The sequence below is a fragment of the Corynebacterium sp. 212_CJEI genome (assembly GCF_001055915.1).
GTDB classification, from domain to species: domain Bacteria; phylum Actinomycetota; class Actinomycetes; order Mycobacteriales; family Mycobacteriaceae; genus Corynebacterium; species Corynebacterium jeikeium_D.
The window spans coordinates 108,709-130,793 of record NZ_JVPT01000062.1 but is presented as its reverse complement, the minus strand read 5'-3'; the positions used below and the strand labels follow the sequence as shown (position 1 = coordinate 130,793).

Here is a 22,085-nt window from a genome sequence, read left to right as displayed (position 1 = left end):
GGGTTAAGTAAAGAAAAGTGTGTCTTTTCCGGGCGTGTTGCGGTTATTTGATCCAGCCTTTTTGGATGCCGAGGTTGTGTTGGTAGCTGGTGTCGATGGCGGTGTCGTATTCTGCTGGTGCACCGATGTCATTGGTAGTGGCTGTGGTGTTGTGGGTGATCAGGTCTGTTGCTGTGGAAAGTGCGTCTTGACCCCATCGTTGGTCCCTGGCGATCTTGACCGGATCGTCAGGGACTTCTGTATGTAGATACAGCCACCAATCCATCACTGTGCGTTGATGCGGTAGTGATAGTCCGCGGTGTCTGCGGGCTAGTTCTTTTATGGGGGCGTTGATGCCACCTTCGAGGCTGTTTGTTGTTGCTGCAAGGTTGTCGGGGTCGATGGTTGTTGGTGGGGGTTGCAGGTAGGTAAACAGCAGGTCTCTGCGGTGCAGAGATAGCAATGATTGATAGGCCGCTCGGACGCGTTGGTGGGTGTAGACCTTGGTGTAGGCGCCGGTAGCAGGGTCTTTGATGGTGGTTTTCTCGTTCATCCATTCCCGGTAGGTGTGGTCGAATTCGTGCAGGTGGGCGACCCATGTGGATGCTTGGTCAAGGTCGGTGATGCGAGTGAGTTTCAGGGCTAGGCGGTAGAGGGTTTTGCCGGCATCGGTGCGGGGGTTGCTGGTGGTGTGGCGGCGGACTGTTCGTTGGGCGTGGACGAGGCAGCGTTGGATGCGTGTTGTTGGCCAGCAGTGGTGGATGGCTGATTGGGCACCTTGTCCGCCGTCTGTGACTGCGATTAGTGGTGCGGCAATGGGGCGTAGGAGTTCGGTGTAGGCGGCGGTGGTTTCGTGTCTGGCCCAGGTCCAGTTGATGACGTGGGTTTTACTGGCTGCGATCAGGAGGCATCCGGACTTTAGATAGGTCGCGTCGAGGAAGATTTGGTCATGGATGCGGAATGAGTCGATGGTGGGTGTGGGGATGATCCACCAGCACCATCGGAATCGGTGGTGCATGGTTTGCCTGGTTACGCCATGGTGTGCGGCGAAGGTGGTTAGAGATTGGGTGCCGGTGGCCCATTGGATGAACAAAGCCATGGTGGCGGTGTTTTTGTTGTGGGTTTGGGTGTTGCGGGTAAAGGAGTGTCCGCAGTGGGTGCAGCGCCAACGGGTGGTTGATTTGCTGGTGGTGCCGTTTTTCTTTGTGTTGTTGCCGCATAGTGGGCAGCTGGGGCGGTTGGTGGTCATCCTTTAATCCAACCGGTGTGCGGTTAGCACAAATGTGGCCGGAGGTGCGGGATGGTGTGGGTAATAGCTTTCGGGGAGCTATTCTTTGGTGATTTGTGGTGTGTGGTCTGGGGTTATGGTGGCATGCGGACACACTTTTCTTTACTTAACCCGGCTTTTGTGTGTGGCTGGGGTGGGGCGGGGGCAGCCGATAGTGAGGGCTACTGGAAGTCCTGAATGATTTCGTCGATAAGCGGTTGTGCGGCCTCGGCGCCAATATTCGCGAAAACGAACTCTTGGTAGATGCGGTTATCCTCGTCGATAACCATTACGAAAGGGGACCCCTTGTTGATACCGCTAAATGCGTGCTTGCCGGGTAGCTCGTATGGTGCGTAGTTTTCGACGGACTCAGCCTTTTCGTTAATGCGCTCGACAGTGGCCGGGTCCTCGGCCGTACTGAGCATTGCGGTGCCACCGTCGCCAACTGCCATTACGCAGGTGAAGCCATGCACGCTCTCGCTGCCAAAAATGACGGGTTTAGAGTCATCCGACTCGACGCAGCTGCCAATCGCCTCCTTAATTGCATCAGGTGTGAAGTTTTGGATCGACTCAGGCAGTGCAGAGGCGCCCATGAAACCCGAGGTGCTTCCAGGGGCCTCCGGCGATTCCGTGGCAGGGGAAGTGGAGGGGACAGTCGGCGCTGGCGACGGTTCGGGGTTGCTTGAGCATGCGCTAATCAGGAAAAGCGAGCTGGCAGCAATAACAACGCCCGCAGTCTGCGCGGACTTCAACAGTGAATGCATGCCAGTTATCGTAGGGCAGCTCATCTTTGGGTGTAAATTTCTCGGAAGTGGCAGCGATCCGAGCGGCGCCCTCGTAGGTGGCGGGGTACAGCTAGCCGGTGGTTCCCTTCTGGGGCAGAGTAGACTCAACCAGCGTGATGAGTTTTCGACGCCGCCGCAAAGTAGTTCCTGCCCGCACCGAGGGAGAATTGGATGCGATGCAAGCGGCCGGCGAGATCGTCGGTCGTGCATTGCTAGCCTGCCGAGATGCCGCTAAGCCAGGGGTCACCACGGCAGATCTCAATGAGATTGCGCACCAGGTCATTATCGATGCTGGCGCAACGCCGTCCTTCCTTGGCTATGAAGGCTTCCCGGCATCTGTCTGCGCATCAGTGAACGAAGTGATTGTCCACGGCATTCCGTCTTCGTCTACGGTTCTCGCCGATGGTGATTTAGTCTCAATTGACTGTGGCGCAATCCTGGATGGCTGGCACGGCGATTCGGCACTTACTTTCGGCGTCGGAAAGCTGAGTGACGATGTCGAAAAACTGAACATTGCAACATCAGAGGTCCTCGCCGAAGGTATTAAGGCCATGGTGCCGGGCGCTCGCCTCACCGATATTTCGTATGCGCTTGAAATGGCGACCCGTGAGGCTGAACTGCGCCACGATATTGAACTCGGCATCGTCGATGGATACGGCGGGCACGGCATTGGGCGCGAGATGCACATGGATCCCTTCCTTCCCAACGAAGGCAAAGCAGGAAAGGGACCCCGCATCGTCGAAGGCTCCGTATTGGCCATTGAACCGATGCTCATTCTCGGCGGCGAGTGGGGTAGTGATGAGCTTGACGACGGCTGGACGGTCGTCAGCGCCGATAGAATGCCGGCCTCCCATTGGGAGCACACAGTTGCCGCCACAGCGGACGGCCCCCGTATTTTGACTCCTCGATATGAATAACTAGTGCGGGAGGGGCCACGCGAAAGGTCAGAATGTTGCTATAAAAGCTGCGATGTATTCTGAACGCGGGGAGAGAGTCCGCCTGCCATCGCTTGCAGGCGGTCCCATAGTGGTCGTATTTGGTAAAAACGCAGGTCGCGTGTAAAGTTGGGCGATGGTGTGGGCGCAGTGTCGCTGCAGTGATGATTATCCCTGCACGGAACTGCTAAAACACCAGGCAGAGTAGAGATTTCCCAACTGGTGCCGGGATTGTCCCGGGTATCCGCCAGAGAGACGTGGAGGACATGGCTAAAAAGGAAGGCGCAATTGAGGTTGAGGGTCGCGTCGTCGAGCCCTTGCCGAACGCGATGTTCCGAGTGGAGCTGGACAACGGGCACAAGGTGCTCGCCCATATCAGTGGCAAGATGCGCCAGCACTACATCCGTATTCTCCCGGAAGACCGAGTCGTAGTGGAGCTTTCTCCGTACGATCTCGAGCGTGGGCGAATCGTCTACCGCTACAAGTAAATCGACCTGACCACTGTTGGTAGTGGTTATGGGCTTATTTACTAACTAGACAGAAACTCCACCGTCCTAGCTGCTTCTGGTGACGGCCGCGTGATGTTGAGACCTAGTGTCTCAGCAGTTCGGCGCGGTGGTTCTTTATGAAAGCTTTTCCACAGAAGTAAGCGAGAATACCTCCGGCAACGGTGGCTGGAGCCTTTCTATAACACCTGCGCGACTCGGCGTCCGACCGAGTAAGCCGGGTTTGGGAAGGATGGCAGTGGAGTAAACCACCGCATCAACCGGAAGGAAATTGCCGTATGGCACGCCTTGCTGGAGTTGACCTGCCACGCAACAAGCGTATGGAGGTCGCTCTTACCTACATCTATGGCATCGGCCCTGCCCGTGCCAATGAGCTGCTGGAGAAGACCGGCATCTCTCCGGATCTGCGCACCGACGCTCTCACCGATGAGCAGGTTGCTGCGCTGCGTGACGTGATTGAAGCTACCTGGAAGGTCGAGGGTGACCTCCGCCGTCAGGTTCAGGCTGATATCCGTCGCAAGATTGAGATTGGTTCCTACCAGGGTCTGCGCCACCGTCGTGGCCTGCCAGTCCGTGGTCAGCGCACCAAGACCAACGCTCGTACGCGTAAGGGTCCGAAGAAGACGATCGCCGGAAAGAAGAAGTAAAACATGGCAGCTCCGAAGTCCGCACGCGGCCGTCGTACCGGCCGTCGCGTTGTAAAGAAGAACGTGGCTCAGGGCCACGCATACATCAAGTCCACCTTCAACAACACCATCGTGTCCATCACGGACCCGAAGGGCGCTGTTATCTCGTGGGCCTCCTCTGGTCACGTCGGTTTCAAGGGCTCTCGTAAGTCCACTCCGTTCGCTGCTCAGATGGCCGCCGAGAACGCTGCTCGTAAGGCCATGGAGCACGGTATGAAGAAGGTTGACGTTTTCGTTAAGGGTCCGGGTTCGGGCCGCGAAACCGCCATCCGTTCCCTCCAGGCCGCTGGCCTTGAGGTGTCCTCGATCTCGGATGTGACCCCTCAGCCGCACAACGGCTGCCGTCCGCCGAAGCGTCGTCGCGTCTAGGAATAGGGTAAGGAGAGAACAGAAATGGCCCGTTATACCGGTCCCGCAACCCGTAAGTCCCGTCGTCTCCGCGTCGACCTCGTCGGTGGCGACATGAACTTTGAGCGTCGTCCCTACCCTCCGGGGCAGGCTGGCCGCGCTCGTATCAAGGAGTCGGAGTACCTGCTCCAGCTCCAGGAGAAGCAGAAGGCACGTTTCACCTACGGCGTGATGGAGAAGCAGTTCCGTCGCTACTACGCCGAGGCTCACCGTCGTCCGGGCAAGACTGGCGATAACCTCGTCGTCCTGCTGGAGTCGCGTCTCGACAACGTTGTCTACCGCGCTGGTCTGGCTCGTACCCGTCGCCAGGCTCGTCAGCTGGTTTCCCACGGCCACTTCACCGTTAACGGTAAAAAGATCAACGTGCCGTCCTTCCAGGTAAGCCAGTACGACATCATCGACGTGCGCCCGAAGTCGCAGAAGATGATTTGGTTCGAAGAGGCACAGGAGAACCTGGTCGACGCTGTCGTCCCGGCATGGCTTCAGGTTGTTCCTGAGTCCCTGCGCATCCTCGTGCACCAGACCCCGGAACGCGCACAGATCGACATTCCGCTTCAGGAACAGCTGATCGTCGAGTTCTACTCGAAGTAATAACCAACTTCGCTTGCATCCATTCATTCCCTATGGCGTCATATAGCGGTCGCCACCTGGAGGATTTTCGAAAATGCTCATTTCCCAGCGCCCAACGCTGACTGAGGACTACATTGATTCCTCTCGCTCCCGGTTCGTCATTGAGCCGCTGGAGCCGGGTTTCGGTTACACCCTCGGTAACTCTCTTCGTCGTACGTTGCTGTCGTCCATTCCGGGCGCTGCAGTCACCAGCATCCGCATTGACGGTGTGCTGCACGAGTTCACCACTATCCCGGGCGTGAAGGAAGATGTCTCCGACATCATCCTGAACATCAAGGGTCTGGTGCTCTCGAGCGAGTTCGATGAGCCGGCTACCGTTTACCTGCGTCGCGAAGGTGCAGGCGCGGTGACCGCTGCAGACATTGAGTGCCCAGCTGGTGTGGAGATTCATAACCCGGATCACCACATTGCTACTCTCAACGATTCCGGTCGCTTGGATATTGAGATGATCGTTGAGCGTGGTCGTGGCTACGTGCCGGCGACCCCGAACTCCGGTGGCGAAATCGGCCGCATTCCGATGGACCAGATTTACTCGCCAGTTCTGAAGGTCAGCTACAAGGTGGAGGCTACTCGTGTTGAGCAGCGCACCGACTTTGACAAGCTGATCATCGATGTCGAGACCAAGAACTCGATCACCGCCCGCGACGCAATGGCGTCGGCAGGCAAGACTCTGGTTGAGCTGTTCGGTCTGGCACGTGAGCTGAACGAGGCTGCTGAGGGCATCGAGATTGGCCCGAGCCCGCGCGAGGCTGAGGATGTCGCTGCGTACCAGACTCCGATTGAGGATCTGGACTTCTCTATGCGCTCCTACAACTGCCTCAAGCGTGAGGAGATCCACACTGTCGGTGAGCTCGCTGCTCGTACCGAGTCGGATCTGCTGGATATCCGCAACTTCGGTGACAAGTCCATCAATGAGGTCAAGGAGAAGCTCGCTGAGCTTGGCCTCGCTCTGAAGGATTCCCCGAACAACTTCGACCCGGCTGCTGTCGCTGATTTGGACGCTGCCTCGGGCGATGACGCTGACTGGACTGATGACGCAAGCGCTGGCTACGACGAGTAGTTCACCGACGCGACTTCATTAAAACGAGGAGATACCTATGCCTACCCCTAAGCAGGGTTCCCGTCTCGGCGGCTCCGCTTCGCACCAGAAGAAGATTCTGGCCAACCTCGCGAAGCAGCTCATCGAGCACGGCAAGATTAAGACCACCGACACCAAGGCCAAGCTGCTGCGTCCGTACGTTGAGAAGCTGATCACCAAGGCAAAGCGCGGCACTCTCGCAGATCGCCGCAACGTTGCAAAGCTGCTTAACGACAACTACGCAGTTAAGAAGCTGTTCGACGAGATCGGTCCGCAGTTCGCTGATCGCGACGGCGGCTACACCCGCATCATCAAGCTGGGTAACCGCAAGGGCGACAATGCCCCGATCTCTCTGATCGCTCTGGTTGAGGAAGAGACCGCAACTGCTGAGGCAACTCGCGCAACTCGCGCTGCTGCTTCCAAGCAGGCTGAAGAGGCAAAGGCCGAAGAGGCTGAGGCTACTGAGGCTGAGGCTGCAGAGGAGGAGTAATTCCCCTCGCCGACGGCTTCTGGCCTTCACAGCTTTGAACCCCCGTTGAGCAGTTCATATCTGAACGCTCTTCCGGGGGTTCTTTGTGCTTGACGACGGTGCATAGCGCCCGTCCCCAGTTCTGCCTCCGGTTACACCGACGGATTACGCACCAACATTGAGAGCTATACGGAGACCCTGCGGTGGAAACTGCTGATTCTCTAATCCGGGGTCCCGGCTACAATCTGTTAACCGTGACATCACTTACTCCAACGACTCCGGATACCCCGTGCGATTCTCCCGATCGTGCCGCTATGGGGAGCACCGACTCCGACCTGGTTCGGTTGCGTTTTGACATTGCCTATGACGGGACAGGTTTCCACGGTTGGGCTTCTCAGCGCGATAAGCCAACGGGAGAACCGGTGCGGACTGTGCAGGCGACGTTGGAATCCACTCTGGAGAAGGTGTTGCGCACTCCAGTGCAACTGACTGTGGCCGGTCGTACAGATGCTGGTGTCCATGCCTCCGGGCAGGTGGCTCACGCAGATGTTCCTGTCGCCTGTTTAGACACACGTTCTATCGCAGGGGATCCGGGTAATTTGGTTCGTCGTGTAGCGCGACTATTGCCCGCGGACGTGACGCTTAGAGGCACCTCGTTTGCGCCCCCGGGTTTCGATGCCCGTTTTTCCGCGTTACGTCGGCACTATGTCTACCGTGTCACTAGTTGCGTCAGTGGCCCGCTTCCTACCCGTGCTCGCGATACGGCCCACTGGCGGCGGTCAGTGGACATCAACCGCATGCAGGTGGCGGCTGATGCCCTACTGGGGCTCAATGACTTTGCCGCTTTTTGCCGACACAAGCCGCATGCGACGACCACTAGAGATTTACAGCAGTTCCAGTGGTTCGACGTATCTACGCGGGAAGAACCAGAGCTGTACGAGGCCCATGTGACTGCCGACGCGTTCTGCTGGTCTATGGTGCGCTCACTGGTTGGGGCCTGCCTTAGTGTCGGTGAGGGGCGACGTGCGGTTGGATTCACTGAACAGTTGTTGAGTGAAGAGAAGCGTTCCCCGTTGGTCCCGGTGGCAGAGGCGCGTGGGCTCAGCCTGGTAGGTGTTGATTACCCCGGCGATGCTGATCTGGCGGCCAGGGCGGAGCAGACCCGCGAGCGTCGTGATGCCCGGACAGATGTGAACGAGGCTTAAATGTACAAGCTCTCGGTAATATTCCCTGAAGAAAGTGACCGTAGGAGGAGTGTTCGGTAGTGGTGTGGGCAATTGTTAGCTTGGTTGCGCTGCTCGTAATCCCCGGCGCTGTTGTAGTGCGAGCCAGCGGCGTTCGTACTCCGTGGGCGCTGGCCCTCGGTCCTGCGGTGACGTTTGGTATCGCAGGTACCGCAGGGTGGGCGCTCGGCGCTATCGATGTGCGCTTCACCTTGGTAAGTGCGTCTATCTGCTGGGCCGTGACACTACTTCTCGCGCTTTGCTGGAGTGACGGCAGCGCTTTGATTCGGCGGCGGCGCGGTAGTGTCGAGCGTTCGGTGTCGGCCGAGACGCAGCCGCCCGCCGCAAGTCGATGGCGCGAGTTGGGCTATGGGCTAATCGCAAGTATCGGAGTCATCATCGCAGCGGCGGTTCTCACGTGGACCGCTATCGGCCGCATCGCTTCAATGTCCGAGGGGATGGCGACCATCCAGCAAGGCTGGGACACACTCTGGCATGCAAGTGTGCTCCGTTCGATTACGGAAGACGGCATGGCCTCGGCCACTAGAATGGGCGAGATTCAGAATGTGGAAACTCAGGCGGTGTCCTACTATCCCGCCGCATGGCATGCGTTCGGTGCGCTTTGGATACTGATTGTCCGTCTACCAATCACCGAGGCAGTCAATTACCTCGGCATTATCATTCCGGCCGTGACCATACCCACGGCAGCTGCGGCGCTGACCTGGAGAATTATTGATCGCCGAAAGCTGTCCACCGCCGTTGCCGCGGGGGTTGCAGCGCTTGTTTCCGCAGCGCTTCCGGTATTGATGCCCGTCGGGGTCTTCGTGGGGGCCTGGCCGTACCAGGTCTCGATTGCACTAGCGATTACCGTTTTTGCCTTTGTTACGTCGCTCCCGCACGCACCTCAGCGCATCTTGAGCGCCGCGCTTTCGATAATCGGTATCGGAGAGCTCCATCCGGCATCGGTGCCTACAGTCGTTATGCTCGGTGCAATCTGGTGGTTGTGCTACCGCCTGCCGCGTCCCGCGCATCCTGAACTGGGTGCGGTTCGCGCCAGGCTTTACGACGTCGCGGTGATTGCAGCCGCCTTTGTGCCAGCAGTGGCAGTTCTCCTGCCGCAGTGGCTTACGGGAACTTCTCAGACCGAGGATGTGCGCGCGGTTAGCGCTGAAGTAGACGACCTCGATCGTTTCGATGCGTGGTATCGAGGCGCCACAATGCTGACCCGCCACACTGAGGAATTCCGGCCGTTCTGGCCAATCATCATCCTCGGTTTCATCGGGATGGCGTTTTTGGTTTTCGCAGGTACTTCGCGCCGACGGGTGTGGGTAGTACCGGCCTGGTTTGTTTCGGTGTTGATGACGACCCACGCGCTCAATCATTTTGGTGGCGTGCCGGGCGATATTCTCGCGCTGTATACGGATCTTCACTATTCGACGCCTCACCGGTTGGTGATGGTCACCGCGTACCTGTATTCCGCGCTTGCGGGTATCGCCGTTGCGTGGGGCTGCGCGTGGGCGGCTCGAATTAGTGAGTCAAAAGTGCCATCGACGGGGCGAGTTCTGGGGTTGAGCTTAGCGACGGTGAGCTCTGCTGTACTTGTGGTCTATGGAGTGGCGTCTAATGCTAGCGCTGCGGATTTCGCCTACAAGAGCCCTAGGGAATGGCAAATCATTTCCAAGGCTGACTTGAAGGCATTTGATTGGTTGGCCGAGCAGCCGGAGGCACATAAGTACCGCACGTTGACGAATCCGCCGGAGGGGTCCAGCTGGATGTACGCTCGCAATGACTTGCCGGTAGTGTTCCCGCACTATGATTGGCCAGTGGCGAATAAGTGGACTGCTACCTCAATGCTGTATTGGCACGCTGATTACCTCGGTTTTCCAGACCCCGATCGGCCGGATGGGGTGAACGATGTCGATCGCTCAGCCCGAAAGCTGAACGTGGGATTCATCTATTTGTCACCCCCGGGTATTTGGGATTCCAAGGAGGATTTAGAGTTTCCTGGTGAAGGGCTCTGGGTAGCTCCAGGGGTAACCCCTGTTTATCGAGATAGGGAAGTAACTATCTTCGCCTTCAATGACGTGATTACGCCAGAACGCATCGACGAGATGCGAGCTAGTTCTCCGGAAGTAATTCCTCCCTCGGCTACTAGGGGATGGAGCGATGGTCGGGTAGGTTAGGACACCATGCGGATGAATAAATTTATGGCAACGATCGCAGCCGGTGTGATGATGACTTTCGCGCTGGCCGGATGTGGAGACGACGAGCCGGCTAAGCCGGAAGTCTCGAATCGCTCCGTCAGTTCTTCCGCAAAGACTAAATCCTCGACTCCGCCGAAGCCGACTGAGGAGTCGACGACACCGACAAAATCAGAGACGCCGACGGAAACTCCTGCAATCACCCAGGTCAATGATGCGGATTACACCCCGGCGGACGGCCCAAATACTCGACTCTTTCAGTTGGAGGATGGCACGACACGCTGCTTCCTCAACGATCTGAGCGGTGACGCCTACTTGGCCTGCCAGGTGAATCTTGCCAATCCTCCGATGGTCGATGACGGCACGGGAAACAAGGTTCCCGCCAATGCTGTGTCCTGGAACCCGGGGGGAGTTACTTACGAGGTCCTTACGTTCCCGCCGGCGGGTGAGATGAAGACGCTGCCAGCGAATTCTCAGTTGAGCGCATTCGGTTACAACTGCGCGGCCTATGGCCCGTCTACTCTGGAGTGCTCGGGACCAGCGGGCGCTGCCACTATCGACAATGGCAATGTCACTGGTGCACAGATGCCGAAGGAGGATGTGCCTCCTGCAGCAGGCGGTCAGCCGGGTGGCCAAGAAAATGGCGCTCCGAATGACCCGGCGCAGCAGGGGGAGCCTGACGGCTCCCAGGCGCCGGGCGGTCTGCCAGATTTGGGTGCGTTGATTCCGGGACTAAACCGCTAGTTGCCCGCATAGCTAGTGGCTGCAATTCATCGGTAGTGCGGGCGGTAGATAGCGTCCAGGTGAATTCGCCCATCGCCAGTCGAGGGCACGAAGCTGGCATTTCCGCTGCTGCTGCCGTGGGCGAACCTGTACGACTGACCTCGATGATTCTCGCGATTCCAGTACACAGGTCGGGCTCATACTCTTCGACAACAACCACATCGACGGTGTCGTCTCCAGCTCGAGCGAGAAGTACTGCGCCCAGATCAAGAGCCACAGTATAGAAATGTGGACGGGACGTGCGAATCCCGACTCGATAGCCGAGCGAGAGCATTCCGATGAGCAGCTCACAAATGTCCTGATTGCCGCAGTCGACCTCCAATCGGGGGACGTTCGCGGGACACATTGTGATGGTTTGTCCACTGCTCCCGGCTCCTATGACCTGCGCCGGACCATTAGTGATAGCGATGTCACGTTGTCGGCTTAACCACAGGTGCGGTTTGCGTCCCAACGCCGCCACATGATGAGAGCGTCCAGTGCGGCGCAGCTGCACGACCTCCGCAGAGCTCTCAGTCAGAGCACATTCCGGTGCCGTCAATCGCCGTGCGCGAATACCAAGGGTTCCCAGCCGGTGGATGAGGAAGCGTAGGGCTTGGTCAGCGGAGGCTTCCACCGGAAGAGTTGCCACCAGATGTGTCCAGGGTTCAGGGGCTGTGCCGGAGCGCTCGGCTGCTCGGAAGTAGCGGTGCGCATGCTCTCCGCGGACTTCCGGCGCAATGTGATAAAAGCACAGCGCATCCAGGGTCACTGGGCTGTCGTCGGCAAGCGAGACGATATCCGCAGCGCTTAGCTGGCTTCGCAGGCCTGGTGTGAGACGTAGTCCGATGAGTTGTCCTGGTTCGGTGCGTCGCAGGCGGTCACGAAGGCTGCGGCCGCGCACAGGGACATGCGCGCCTGCAGTGATGGTTATTGCTGTAATGAGTAGCCACAATGACAATGGCATGTGAAAATCCCCCCAATATGTTCCCCACTAAAATTCCCCTGGTCGCACAGTAGCGCGGCCTGGCTTACTCTGCAGGGTAGAGATTATTTGGGGGAATAGTTTTGGGGGAAACTCATGCCACGTACGCCGACTACGCCTAGCCAGGTCAGCGGTCATCGATTCTTGATTCGTCGGATTGAGCACGCGCTTGTGCGTGCGGATTCGCGAATGCTGCACGATCCTCTGCGCACGCGTACGCGAGCACTGTTTATCGGCTGTGCGCTGGTGGTTTTACTGGCCGCCGGCACTGCGGTGCTGTCGTTGGTGCGGCCGCAGGGCGGTTCGAGCTCCAATGAGCAGCTGATTGTCGTATCGGGGTCGGAGGGCCTGCATGTACGTGTCAATGGTCGATTGCATCCAGTCGCGAATCTCGCATCGGCGCGGTTAATTTTGGGCAATCCTGCTGAGCCGAAGCGGGTGCGCAGTAGCGAGTTGGACAAAGAGGACATCAGTTTTGCTGTCGGGATTGAGGGCGCACCAGCAGTTCCGGCCGCGCCGGCAGGCTCTGGTGCCTCGGGAGCTGCCAAGAGGGGCAGTGCAGGTGCGCCGGAGTTGGCACTGTCTTTATGCGAGCGGACGGTGCAAGACCTCGGGCAGCCGTGGATTGTTGCAGAGTCGCTTGCGCGTCTTGAAGAAGTCCGTGGGGAACCGCAGCAGCTTACCCGAACCCACTCGGACAGTGCCGTCGTTGCCGATGGCCAAAACCTCTGGCTGATTACGCAGGGCTACCGCTCGCGGCTGGATGTCAACCACCCGGAGCACGCCGCTGTTTCTCGAGCGCTGGGGTTGGAACGCGCCGCAGTCCGGCCTGTCAGCCCTGCGTTGCTCAGAACGATTCCGGAGGTTCCGATTCTGGCCGCGCCAGCAATCCCGAACCGCGGCGCACCCACGCACTTCGCCGCTCCATTCGACACAGTCGGCAATGTGGTTGAGGTCGGGCAGCGGCGCGTTATCGTGCTTGACGACGGTGCCGCGATTCTCTCCCCGGTGCTAGGAGAGCTATTAGCTGCGCATAGCCCAGTTCTGCAGGCCAGTGAGGGGCAGCTGGCGGCAGTTCCCGTTGCGAATGCGCCAGCAGTCCCGGGGCTACCTGAAAAGCCGCTGACGTTTGCCGATGCTGATGGCTGGTTGTGTGCCGGCCGGATAGCAGGACGGCCGCAAGCTCTCGTGCAGTGGTCGCAGCATGCTCCGGAGGGGCGGCACGTGGATTACCCGCATGCCGACGGTTCGGGTGCGGCCGTCGACGGTTTCGTGGATGGTCGCAGCCGTGAGCGCAGCTCGATTGCAGTAAGCGTAAATGGGGCCGTACACGTCATTTCGCCAGAGGGGATGCGCTTTGCTGTGCACGATCGCACGACGTTGGCTGCCCTCGGGTTTAATGCATCAACCAATGCCGATAGCGGTGGCACGCGACCAGTGGACTGGGAAGTGCTGGCCGCGTTGCGCGGAGGCCCTGAGCTGAGTAAGCAGGCGGCGCTAGGGCCGCTGTCTGGGGCGCGAGAGCAGCCAGGCACCTAGGCCCAGTGCGCATATCAGGAGCAGTCCAGTCGCCCGGAGCGGTGCATTGCGCTCCTGCGAAGAAAGCAGATCCGGTGGAGCCGGTGCGGCCGCGGGATTGGCTGCGTGCTGCGCAGCGGTGTCTACAGTGGTCCAAATCAGAGCGTCATAAGGTGCAATGATGCCGCGACCAAGGCCGAGCCCGGAACTAATTGGGCTCGCGGAATTAAGGATGATGTCGCGAACCTGTGCTGGGGAAAGCTCTGGGTTTCGTGCCAGCAGCAGGGCAGCTGTGCCCGACACGGTTGGCGTGGCAAAGCTGGTGCCGGCAATCTGTTGAGCTCGGGTGTTATCCCCGGACCCGAACACGTGGCGGTCTATGAGACCGGTGGGGGTGCGCGGATCGGGACCGAGTACGGGGCCGCCGGGAGCGGAGACATTGACCCATTGTCCCGTGATTGCATACTCTGCGGGTTGTGCTTGGCCAGCATCGTCGAACTGTACTGCTGATACCGCGATTACCTCCGGCAGAACTGCGGGCCACGCTACGGATCCGTCCTGACAACTATCGCCCTTATTTCCTGCCGCTGCGACCACTACTGCGCCTGAGATTTCCGCGCGTGCGACGCTCTCGGCAACATCTGTTGCACCTTGGGGCATTACACCTGCCGGGGCACACGATGTGAGCGAGATATTGATGACTCGCGCGCCCTCCGCGACGGCCCTGTCGATAGCTTGTGCCAGCGACTCCAAATTTCCTTCGCCATCGGCCGTTTGTCTTATCGACAACACGTGCGCGTCGGGCGCCAGTCCGGCGAAACCATCGGCACCGGGCCGGCCTGCAATAATGCCGGCTACTAGAGTTCCGTGACCGTCGCAGTCTACGAACCCGCTGTTGCCGTCGACAAAATCGCCACCGTCGAGAACCTCGCCCAGGCGCTCATTGGGTGAGACCCCGGTATCGATTACCGCCACCGTAATCCCCGCACCCGTCGTCAGTTGCCATGCTTGGCGAAACCGAAGAGCTTTTTCGATCACCGTCGGTTCATGCAGTGCGCTTTCCGACGACAGCATCGTGGCCACGCAGTCCTGGCTGTTCTGGGCAGCCGCTATTGGTGCGATGCCCGACGGTACTACTGCGGTGGCCGCCGTCAACGTCGAGATAAGCACTGTGGAAAGTGCGGCCGTGGCGGTGAGACGAGTTTTTATGGCATTCATGAAAAGTGGGTTTTTCACTGGAAGAACCCACTTACGAACTCAGGGAATTCGGCAATGATGGCCGCAATGGGCAGAATGACGGCGATGCTGCAGGCCTCGGTTAGCTCAGCTATGCGGCGCGTTGTAGGTGAGATGCGTGACGCGGGAAATGCGGCTAAGGCAGTGGCTGCAAGCATGGGGACGACCAGGCCAGCGGCGACTGGCCAATTGCCCTCGAACCACTGTTGAAAGGCGACGGCCACAATGACGGCAAGACCAGCTAAAGCAGTACAGGTGGAAGCTACTTTCCGGGCTTGGCCACGGGAGTGAATTGCACAAAAGACTATGACAGCAGCAGCCATGCCTAGAGGCCACCACTTGTTCGCATAGGCTCCGGAGAAAAGTACCACCAGGGTGAAGATGCTGAGACTTCCGGTGCCACTGCAGAGGATGCCATCGAGGATCCACCCCGCTCGCTTAGGTGCGTTGTGGGATATTTCGGGAGTTTCGCTGTCATCGAAGCTCTCGCCGGCGGCAGGGACTTTGGGTACGCGAATACCGGCAGCCTTGATAGCGATGGAAGGTGCCAGCAGTATCAGGATGACTGCACTAGCAGCGGTGAGCGCTCCTGATTGAACCGAGTTGTGGAAAAGTGCGACAGCCGCAGCGTAAATACCGAAGGTAACTGCAGCACTGAGACTCGTCGCGCCCAGGGTAACGGTGATGCGGTTGTCGCCGTCGCCGGTGTTGGAAATGAGAAAAATCAAACCGATGACGGCAAGCGCGACACTAATCGCAGCAGTCGGCGGCCAGTCGGTGAGTATGCGGTGTAGGTCGAGGCCAACGAAGCAGAGCCCCGAAGAGGTGCCCAGAATGAGCACTTGCAGCTCCAGGGACATGACAATCGCCGGTTTTGCGCTACGCAACAGCGCCAGGCGCAGTCCACCCGCTACTGCCAGCAGCGCGATGAAGCTGATTGCCGCGGCCAGTGTGGAATCGGTACTGCTCAAGCTCAGTGAGGCAGCTGCGATTGAAGCCGTGGCCACGAGGGCGGCGGTACAGCCAACAACCAAATCAGCCGTCCCGATACCATCGGTATAGGTGGTGTCGGTAATAGCATCGGCGGCATCGAAGAGTCGAGGTTTGGGCACGGGACCTGGGTCGTTGATAACAACCAGGCGTTCGCCTGGTGCAATACCGGCATCATTCAGGGTGTCGTCGGCAAGCAAAATCGTGCCAGTGGCGGTCCGTAGCTGCCACTGTGCCAGCGGGAAGTCCGCAATGTCGATATCGAAAATTTGCAGGATATCCGGTACAAGTGCGGCGATTGCGACGTTGGTCGGTAACGCAAGGTCTGCGTGTGCTCGGTTGGTGTCTTCGGGCATGTGTGCGGCATCAATGCGCACGCGAATGAGTTCCCCCAGCATGTATTTCCCCCATGAATTCTGCATGCTTTAGTCCCTCTAGAGTGTCGTACAACTCGCTAGAGCGCTACTCGGAGTAGTAACTGCGCGTGCCCCCGCTATCAGTTTCGGTCATGCGCTGCGAGAATCCGGAGTGTGTTTTAAGCTATGCGTACACCGATTGGTCGGGGGATTGGCCGTCGAGTGAACACAAGGGGCGACACATAGCGGGGGGGATTTTTGTGACTAGTGCACAGGCGGAGATTTCGGCTACCCGAAAAGCGGGGCCGCAGCCTATGACGGGCACAATCGCGCCGGATGCGCCTCCAGAAGCGCCGGAGCCACAGCCGGTGCCGCTGATGCGTGCACTCATGCCGTTAATCATGGTCGTGGCGGTGGTCGGCATGGTGGTGTTGATGTTTGTCTCTGGGATGGGACGTAACCCGATGTCGTTTATGTTTCCGCTGATGATGGTGTTTTCCACTGTGGGCATGATGGTGTCGGGCGGGGCGGGAAATAAGGACATGGCACCGGCGCGGAAGGACTATCAGAGGCATTTGTCCAGTATTCGCCGCGCGGTGGCGAAAGCAGCGAGGATGCAGCGTGAATCGGCGCAGTTTATCCACCCTCGGCCTGGAACTCTGTGGCAGCTGGGGGCGATGGGGCGGGCGTGCGAGCGTCGAAAGGGGGACTCGGATTTCTTGCAGCTGCGCATCGGGGTGGCAACGCAGCAGCCCGCAACGCCTGTAACACCACCGGCAATTCCGGCGCCCGAGAAACTGGATCCGGTTTCCGCCGTAGCACTGCGGGAAGTTATTCGATCGGCTCGTCAGGTTGAGGGAGTGCCCTTTGCCATAGATGTGTCAGCCTTTGAGATCATCGCGCTCACTGGAGATACCGCGGCGCAGGGGCTGGCTCGAGCAATGGTCGCCCAAGCTGCTGCGCTGCATCATCCGGAGGATTGCCTGATTGCAGTTGTGGGAGATGAGTGGGAATGGCTGAAATGGACGCCACACCACGGACACCCCGCAGTTACTGATGCCTGTGGCCCAGCGCGGTTGCGGGCGGCGACGTGTGCGCAGCTGACTGAGCTGCTCACGGCTATCGACACACTGCCAGCTGCAGTTCTGATTGTGCTGGCGGATTCGAACGGACAGCACGATGTCACTGAACTGACACCGATTTTTGACGCGGCGGGGTCGGAGACCTCGGTAGTACTACTGACCGTCGTGGAAGCGCAGTCAACGTTGTGGGAGGCAGCGGTTCACCATGGCATCGCGCTGGTTGTTTCCACTACTGCTGTGCATGCGGAAACCGCGTCCGGACGGGAGGAGATTGGCGTACCTGATCAGCTGAGTCCAGCAGAAGCGGAGGTGCTTGGGCGGAGCTTGGCGCGTTTTGAAGTGCCAACAAGCGCAGATGATTCCGTTAAGACCTCGGAAGATCCGGTGATGGAGGAGCTCGGGCTCTATCCGCCTCCGACAACTCTGCGCTACCGACCGCGCTACGGCAGTGCGCGTCTGCGAATTCCTGTGGGGGCTGATGACAGCGGCGCGCCGGTCTATCTGGATTTTAAGGAGAGTGCCGAGGGCGGCATGGGGCCACACGGTTTGTGCGTTGGCGCCACAGGATCGGGTAAGTCGGAATTCCTCCGAACGACCGTGGTAGGGCTCGCAGCCACGCACAGTCCGGATCAGTTGAACTTTGTGCTGGTGGACTTCAAGGGCGGGGCGACGTTTCTGGGCCTGGATCAATTGCCTCATGTTTCGGCGGTGATTACCAACTTGGAGCAGGAGCTTATCCTGGTCAACCGCATGGAAGACGCACTGCGGGGTGAGATGACGCGGCGTCAAGAGCAGCTACGCGCTGCGGGGAATTTTGCCGGTGTCAGCGATTATGAGCAAGCCCGGCGCGCTGGGCAGATAGATGCGCCACCCATGCCCGCGTTGCTGATTGTGGTGGATGAGTTTTCAGAGCTGCTCTCCGCACGCCCGGAGTTTGCTGAGCTCTTCGTTGCGATTGGTCGGTTGGGGCGCAGTTTGCACATGCATTTGCTGCTGGCCAGTCAGCGTCTGGAGGAAGGCCGCTTGCGCGGGTTGGAAAGCCATCTTTCCTATCGTATTGGGTTGAAGACCTTTTCCGTCGCGGAGTCCCGCAGCGTGCTGGGCGTTCCGGACGCCTATCATCTGCCGGCCATCCCGGGCATTGGATATATCAAATCTGCTGCCGCCGAGCCGGTGCGGTTTCGGTCGGCGTATGTTTCCGGCCCGGTGGTCCGTCCGCAGCCTATTGACGGTGCGACGGCTGGGGCAGAGCAGGGGCTGCAGGGCCAGGCCGTAGCTGTCGCTGAATTTACCGCTGAAAATTGGACGCGGGAGGCTTTCGGTGCGTCGTCAAGCGATGGTGGAATGGCCGATCCGCCTGCGCAGACATCGGAGCAGACGGTGCTCGGTGCCGTGGTGGCAGCGGTGTCGCACGTATCGACACGTGCGCATCGGGTGTGGCTGCCACCATTGCCGGAGGCCATCGAGCTTCAGCCCGACGAGCAGCTGCCGCGACAGCGATTGACCGGTGTGATTGGGCTGGTGGACAAGCCGCTGTTTCAGCGTCAGGACCCACTGCGTATTGACCTGCGCACGACCGGTGGGCACGTGGCAATCGTCGGAGCGCCGCGGTCAGGAAAGACCACTGCCGCACGCACAGCGATCCTCGCGCTAGCCGACGGTATCAGCGCTCGTGACCTGCATTTTTATATCGTCGATTGTGGTGCGGGCGGCCTGAGCGACCTGGCTGAGTTGCCGCATGTCGCGTCGGTTGCACACCGCGGAGACGAGGAGCTTATTCGCCGTACGATTGGTTTCTTGCGTCGTGAGGTAAGTCGTCGGGAACAGCTCTTTCGCACTAATGGATGGCTCTCTCCGGAAGCAGCACGGGCGGCGGGTCAGCCGGATTCGGTGTTGGTCATTGACGGCTGGGGTGCGTTCAAAACGGAGTTTCCGGCGCTGAGTGACGATGTGCAGGCGCTGGTTGCAGATGGATTGGCGGTGGGAATTCATGTCCTGCTCACGGCCTATCGCTGGACGGACATGAGACCTGCCGTTCGCGACCTGATTGGTACTCGGATTGAGCTGCGGCAGGCGGAGTCGATGGATTCAATGATTGACCGCAAGGCAGCGGAGCTGGTGCCGGAGAGCCCAGGACGCGGAGTCGCGCCGGGCGGGTTTGCGATGCTGGTAGCTCTCACCGGCGCTGCAGACACTAAGCGGATTGCAGAGACAGCGCCGCACGGTGAGCAGGCACCAAAGCTCCAGTTGTTGCCACGGCGGATTGATATTGCGCGTTTGCCGCGACCAGCGGCCGCTGCGAGAGGTGCGATTGCGGTGGGGCTCGAAGAAGCCGGTCTGGGTGCGGTGATATTCCACCCAGAAAAGGATCGTCACCTACTGATATTCGGTTCGGCAGGCAGTGGCAGAACCGCCGCGTTGAGGGGCATCGTTCACCAGTTGCGGTACTCGCAGTCGGACTCGAAATTCGTCGTAATTGACTACCGCCGTGGGCTAATGGAGGCCGTGCCCCAAGAGCGGCTGGCCGGTTATGCGGGCTCGGCTGCGGTGGCGACACCCATGCTGGCAGAGCTGGCAGAGGTACTGAAGGCTCGTCTCCCGCAACCGGATATCACCCCAGCGCAGTTGAAGGCCCGAAATTGGTGGAGTGGTCCAACCATCAATGTCATCGTGGACGACTATGACCTCGTGGCCGGCTCGCGGGGTAACCCCTTGCAGCCGCTGGCAGAAATCATCGCTCACGCCGCCGACATTGGGCTCAATATCTTTTTTGCCCGTCGAATCAGCGGGGCGTTGCGGTCCCTCCACGACCCGGTCATGGGTGCGGTTAAGGACCAGGGTGCCAGCGTCTTTGTTATGGACGGCACACGCGACGACGGCCCCATCCTCGGCGTAAAGCCTTGTGAGCAGCCGCCGGGCCGTGGCTATTGGGTGGCGCACGGCCAGAGTCCGCAGATTGTGCAGTTGGGTTGGTTGGATACCGCTGGTGACCAGGAGGACAGTTGATGATTCGGGTCGAATCTTCTTCCACCACCCAGACCCCGACGCTGCGCCACGGCACCTGGCACCTGTGGGGACTCGCGGCACCTGCAGACACCGCAGAACTGGCGGTGCATGGCCCTAGACCGCTTCTCGAGAGCATGCAAACAGTCATTGTGCCCAGCTATTGGGGTGCTGTGCGACAGTGCCGGCTGGCCTCCGCGCTATTGGCTACCGAACTCAATCCGTACATCCTGACGCTTGCCGACGCCGTTGTGGAACTCGATGAGGCAACTGTGTCTCATAGCGTGTTGGTGGAAGTAGAGGAAACGCGTGTCTGTGTCACTCGTCTGAGCGGGGGCCACATTGCCAGTCGGATGACACATTTGGTCGGAGCGAACGACAGCGCACCATTGGTGGAAACAGTCATTGCGCTGGCTTATCAGCTGACCATGTATCCGGATGCGCCCCAGGGGATACCCGATGATGTGGAAGTTAGTGGCGGGCGCGGTATCACTGAGTATCCGCCCCGCTGGCAGGAGGATATTGAGTTCATCGTCGGCGAAGTTCCACCCGGGCTAGCGAACCCGCGGCGAGCTCTACTAGTCGATCGTCTGCGCGACCGTGGATTTTTAGTCTTCGACTGCCCAGCATCGCGGCTCGGGGAGTGCGTAAATCCGGCCTGGTTGAAAAACATCGGCGACGCTGAAGCCGGTGAAGTGGAGCCGTCGGAGGATTTCGCGGGGCGGCGTCCTGCAGCCAGGGCAGAAGTCAGCTCAGCGTCGAATCAAAGCACAGTTGTGTCAGTAGCTGCCGTTGGTTTGTTGACGGTGGTGGTTCTGATTGTTGGGATTGCTGCATGGCTCATTAGTGGCGGCATAGTTAGGGAGAACGAAGGGAGACAGAAGCAGCGTGAGACATCGCACGCACAGGCTCCTCCTGTAACTACGTCTCCTGTAACGACGCCTCCATCCACATCGAAACCAGGTCCCGATTCTGCTCCCGTAGTCAAACTGACCAATGCGGGCGTGGAAGCTCGGTTTCCCGGCGGGTGGGAGCTTGACTCGGCAAGTCCGTTAGACCGTCTGATTGCGGTGGATGGCGGAGATATGCGCGTCTTGGTGCTCGCTAGCCCGCTTTCGCAGGACATGGCGCTTGAACATCTAGCCGCCGCTTTGAGCAGCTCCGTTGCCGGGGATGAGACAAAGTCCGCGCCGGAACGCAGACAAGTACTGGGCACCGATGTCGTAGTCGTAGAGGAGCGGCTGCCGTCAGGTAATTCGATAGTGCTCTGGCATCACAAAGTGATGGACGGAACTCAAGTCAGTGTGGGGTGCCAGTTCAGAGGAAGGACTATTGCGCCGGTACGACCCGTATGCGACCAGGCAGTAGTAAGCGCTCGGCCGGTGCCGTAATACGCGAGGGGCGTAGAGAAAGTGACTGGGGGATGGGCGGGGGTAGGCAGGGGTAAAGGTTGGAAAACCAAAATGGAACCGAATCGGGGTTTTTCGCGCCAAACAATATGACGGGTTTTTAACGCGGGAAGCTGGCTGGCTCGCGCGGGGAGGTAAAAATGCCGTCGTTAATCAGTCACTCAACACGAATAAGGGGGAAACAGTGGCAAACCTATTTGCAGCCGAATCAGATCAAATGACCACTACCGCGGGGGACGTCGATGGCGTCAACTCGGAAGTACAGGGCGAGCTGGGTCGCATTCGAGGCGTCGTGGACGGTCTGGCGGGGGAATGGAAGGGCCAGGCTAAAGACAGCTTCGATGATCTGATGCTTCGTTGGGATGACGCAGCTATGCGTCTATCCAATGCGCTGACGGATATCGCGGATAACATCCGCGCAAATTCCAGCAGCTTCGATGCGGGCGAGGACGAGGGGGCGTCGTCGTTCAAGCAGGTGGCAGCAGCGGGTGCGTCGTTGCTGAACCTCTAAACGTTTTATCGAATCGCACAACCACAACACTGAATCACACAACACACATCACCTTTTGGGGAAAGGGTT

At 59.2% G+C, this 22,085-nt stretch carries 18 protein-coding genes; 13 read left to right on the top strand and 5 right to left on the bottom strand.

Annotation, left to right across the window (positions count from 1 at the left end; translation table 11 throughout):
• Window positions 1-43: 43 nt before the first annotated feature.
• The gene (locus tag ADB02_RS07745) at window positions 44-1,228 is read right to left on the bottom strand and encodes an IS256-like element IS3503 family transposase (RefSeq protein ID WP_011018353.1); all 1,185 of its coding nucleotides are present in this window, start codon (window positions 1,226-1,228) and stop codon (window positions 44-46) included.
• Window positions 1,229-1,428: 200 nt separating this feature from the next.
• Window positions 1,429-2,010, bottom strand: coding sequence for a hypothetical protein (locus ADB02_RS07740; RefSeq protein WP_049190408.1), 582 nt, complete (start codon window positions 2,008-2,010; stop codon window positions 1,429-1,431).
• 137 nt (window positions 2,011-2,147) lie between these two features.
• Between ADB02_RS07740 and map the strand changes: the two genes are divergently transcribed.
• From map to ADB02_RS07695, 9 genes are all read left to right on the top strand, one after another.
• Window positions 2,148-2,948, top strand: a complete 801-nt coding sequence (gene map / locus ADB02_RS07735) for a type I methionyl aminopeptidase (protein ID WP_049190406.1) — start codon at window positions 2,148-2,150, stop codon at window positions 2,946-2,948.
• Window positions 2,949-3,232: 284 nt separating this feature from the next.
• A complete protein-coding gene (gene infA / locus ADB02_RS07730; protein WP_016422077.1) occupies window positions 3,233-3,454 on the top strand; it encodes a translation initiation factor IF-1 in 222 nt (73 codons plus the stop codon).
• A 296-nt stretch (window positions 3,455-3,750) separates the two neighbouring features.
• Entirely contained in the window at window positions 3,751-4,119 is a 369-nt protein-coding gene (rpsM, locus tag ADB02_RS07725) for a 30S ribosomal protein S13 (RefSeq protein WP_005509836.1), read from the top strand.
• A 3-nt stretch (window positions 4,120-4,122) separates the two neighbouring features.
• The gene (rpsK, locus tag ADB02_RS07720) at window positions 4,123-4,527 is read left to right on the top strand and encodes a 30S ribosomal protein S11 (RefSeq protein ID WP_016422078.1); all 405 of its coding nucleotides are present in this window, start codon (window positions 4,123-4,125) and stop codon (window positions 4,525-4,527) included.
• 24 nt (window positions 4,528-4,551) lie between these two features.
• Complete coding sequence (rpsD, locus tag ADB02_RS07715; RefSeq protein WP_005509964.1) at window positions 4,552-5,157, top strand: 30S ribosomal protein S4; 606 nt, start codon at window positions 4,552-4,554, stop codon at window positions 5,155-5,157.
• A 73-nt stretch (window positions 5,158-5,230) separates the two neighbouring features.
• Window positions 5,231-6,256 (top strand): DNA-directed RNA polymerase subunit alpha, encoded by a 1,026-nt coding sequence (locus tag ADB02_RS07710; protein ID WP_049190404.1) that lies wholly within the window; start codon window positions 5,231-5,233, stop codon window positions 6,254-6,256.
• A 37-nt stretch (window positions 6,257-6,293) separates the two neighbouring features.
• Entirely contained in the window at window positions 6,294-6,764 is a 471-nt protein-coding gene (gene rplQ / locus ADB02_RS07705; protein ID WP_016422080.1) for a 50S ribosomal protein L17, read from the top strand.
• 293 nt (window positions 6,765-7,057) lie between these two features.
• Window positions 7,058-7,948 carry a tRNA pseudouridine synthase A gene (locus ADB02_RS07700; protein ID WP_049190414.1) on the top strand — a complete coding sequence of 297 codons (891 nt, stop codon included), beginning with the start codon at window positions 7,058-7,060 and terminating at the stop codon, window positions 7,946-7,948.
• A 59-nt stretch (window positions 7,949-8,007) separates the two neighbouring features.
• Window positions 8,008-10,149 (top strand): DUF6541 family protein, encoded by a 2,142-nt coding sequence (locus ADB02_RS07695; protein ID WP_049190402.1) that lies wholly within the window; start codon window positions 8,008-8,010, stop codon window positions 10,147-10,149.
• Window positions 10,150-10,738: 589 nt separating this feature from the next.
• Here ADB02_RS07695 and ADB02_RS11335 read toward each other — a convergent pair.
• A complete protein-coding gene (locus ADB02_RS11335; RefSeq protein ID WP_016422084.1) occupies window positions 10,739-11,893 on the bottom strand; it encodes a hypothetical protein in 1,155 nt (384 codons plus the stop codon).
• Between the two features lie 114 nt (window positions 11,894-12,007).
• On the opposite strand from ADB02_RS11335, the gene eccB reads away from it, so the two are divergent.
• A complete protein-coding gene (gene eccB / locus ADB02_RS07685) occupies window positions 12,008-13,450 on the top strand; it encodes a type VII secretion protein EccB (protein WP_049190399.1) in 1,443 nt (480 codons plus the stop codon).
• Here the strand turns inward: eccB and mycP are convergent.
• A complete protein-coding gene (gene mycP / locus ADB02_RS07680) occupies window positions 13,409-14,647 on the bottom strand; it encodes a type VII secretion-associated serine protease mycosin (RefSeq protein ID WP_224783771.1) in 1,239 nt (412 codons plus the stop codon). The genes eccB and mycP overlap by 42 nt on opposite strands.
• Before the next feature lie 14 nt (window positions 14,648-14,661).
• On the bottom strand, window positions 14,662-16,077 hold the full coding sequence (gene eccD / locus ADB02_RS07675; protein ID WP_224783772.1) for a type VII secretion integral membrane protein EccD: 1,416 nt from the start codon (window positions 16,075-16,077) through the stop codon (window positions 14,662-14,664).
• Window positions 16,078-16,271: 194 nt separating this feature from the next.
• On the opposite strand from eccD, the gene eccCa reads away from it, so the two are divergent.
• The 3 genes from eccCa to ADB02_RS07660 all read left to right on the top strand — a co-directional run bounded on the left by eccCa (window position 16,272) and on the right by ADB02_RS07660 (window position 22,016).
• The gene (eccCa, locus tag ADB02_RS07670; RefSeq protein ID WP_160310023.1) at window positions 16,272-20,099 is read left to right on the top strand and encodes a type VII secretion protein EccCa; all 3,828 of its coding nucleotides are present in this window, start codon (window positions 16,272-16,274) and stop codon (window positions 20,097-20,099) included.
• The gene (locus tag ADB02_RS07665) at window positions 20,099-21,487 is read left to right on the top strand and encodes a type VII secretion-associated protein (protein WP_049190394.1); all 1,389 of its coding nucleotides are present in this window, start codon (window positions 20,099-20,101) and stop codon (window positions 21,485-21,487) included. Before eccCa ends, ADB02_RS07665 begins: the two co-directional genes overlap by 1 nt.
• Window positions 21,488-21,689: 202 nt before the next feature.
• Window positions 21,690-22,016, top strand: coding sequence for a WXG100 family type VII secretion target (locus ADB02_RS07660; protein ID WP_005510029.1), 327 nt, complete (start codon window positions 21,690-21,692; stop codon window positions 22,014-22,016).
• Window positions 22,017-22,085: the final 69 nt, after the last annotated feature.

Coding starts and splice junctions, on each gene's coding strand:
- ADB02_RS07700 (WP_049190414.1), top strand. CDS start 7,058: ATGGGGAGCACCGACTCCGACCTGGTTCGGTTGCGTTTTGACATTGCC.
- rpsD (WP_005509964.1), top strand. CDS start 4,552: ATGGCCCGTTATACCGGTCCCGCAACCCGTAAGTCCCGTCGTCTCCGC.
- ADB02_RS07740 (WP_049190408.1), bottom strand. CDS start 2,010: ATGCATTCACTGTTGAAGTCCGCGCAGACTGCGGGCGTTGTTATTGCT.
- rplQ (WP_016422080.1), top strand. CDS start 6,294: ATGCCTACCCCTAAGCAGGGTTCCCGTCTCGGCGGCTCCGCTTCGCAC.
- eccD (WP_224783772.1), bottom strand. CDS start 16,077: ATGCAGAATTCATGGGGGAAATACATGCTGGGGGAACTCATTCGCGTG.
- mycP (WP_224783771.1), bottom strand. CDS start 14,647: ATGAATGCCATAAAAACTCGTCTCACCGCCACGGCCGCACTTTCCACA.
- ADB02_RS07745 (WP_011018353.1), bottom strand. CDS start 1,228: ATGACCACCAACCGCCCCAGCTGCCCACTATGCGGCAACAACACAAAG.
- eccB (WP_049190399.1), top strand. CDS start 12,008: ATGCCACGTACGCCGACTACGCCTAGCCAGGTCAGCGGTCATCGATTC.
- rpsM (WP_005509836.1), top strand. CDS start 3,751: ATGGCACGCCTTGCTGGAGTTGACCTGCCACGCAACAAGCGTATGGAG.
- ADB02_RS07665 (WP_049190394.1), top strand. CDS start 20,099: ATGATTCGGGTCGAATCTTCTTCCACCACCCAGACCCCGACGCTGCGC.
- ADB02_RS11335 (WP_016422084.1), bottom strand. CDS start 11,893: ATGCCATTGTCATTGTGGCTACTCATTACAGCAATAACCATCACTGCA.
- rpsK (WP_016422078.1), top strand. CDS start 4,123: ATGGCAGCTCCGAAGTCCGCACGCGGCCGTCGTACCGGCCGTCGCGTT.
- map (WP_049190406.1), top strand. CDS start 2,148: ATGAGTTTTCGACGCCGCCGCAAAGTAGTTCCTGCCCGCACCGAGGGA.
- infA (WP_016422077.1), top strand. CDS start 3,233: ATGGCTAAAAAGGAAGGCGCAATTGAGGTTGAGGGTCGCGTCGTCGAG.
- ADB02_RS07710 (WP_049190404.1), top strand. CDS start 5,231: ATGCTCATTTCCCAGCGCCCAACGCTGACTGAGGACTACATTGATTCC.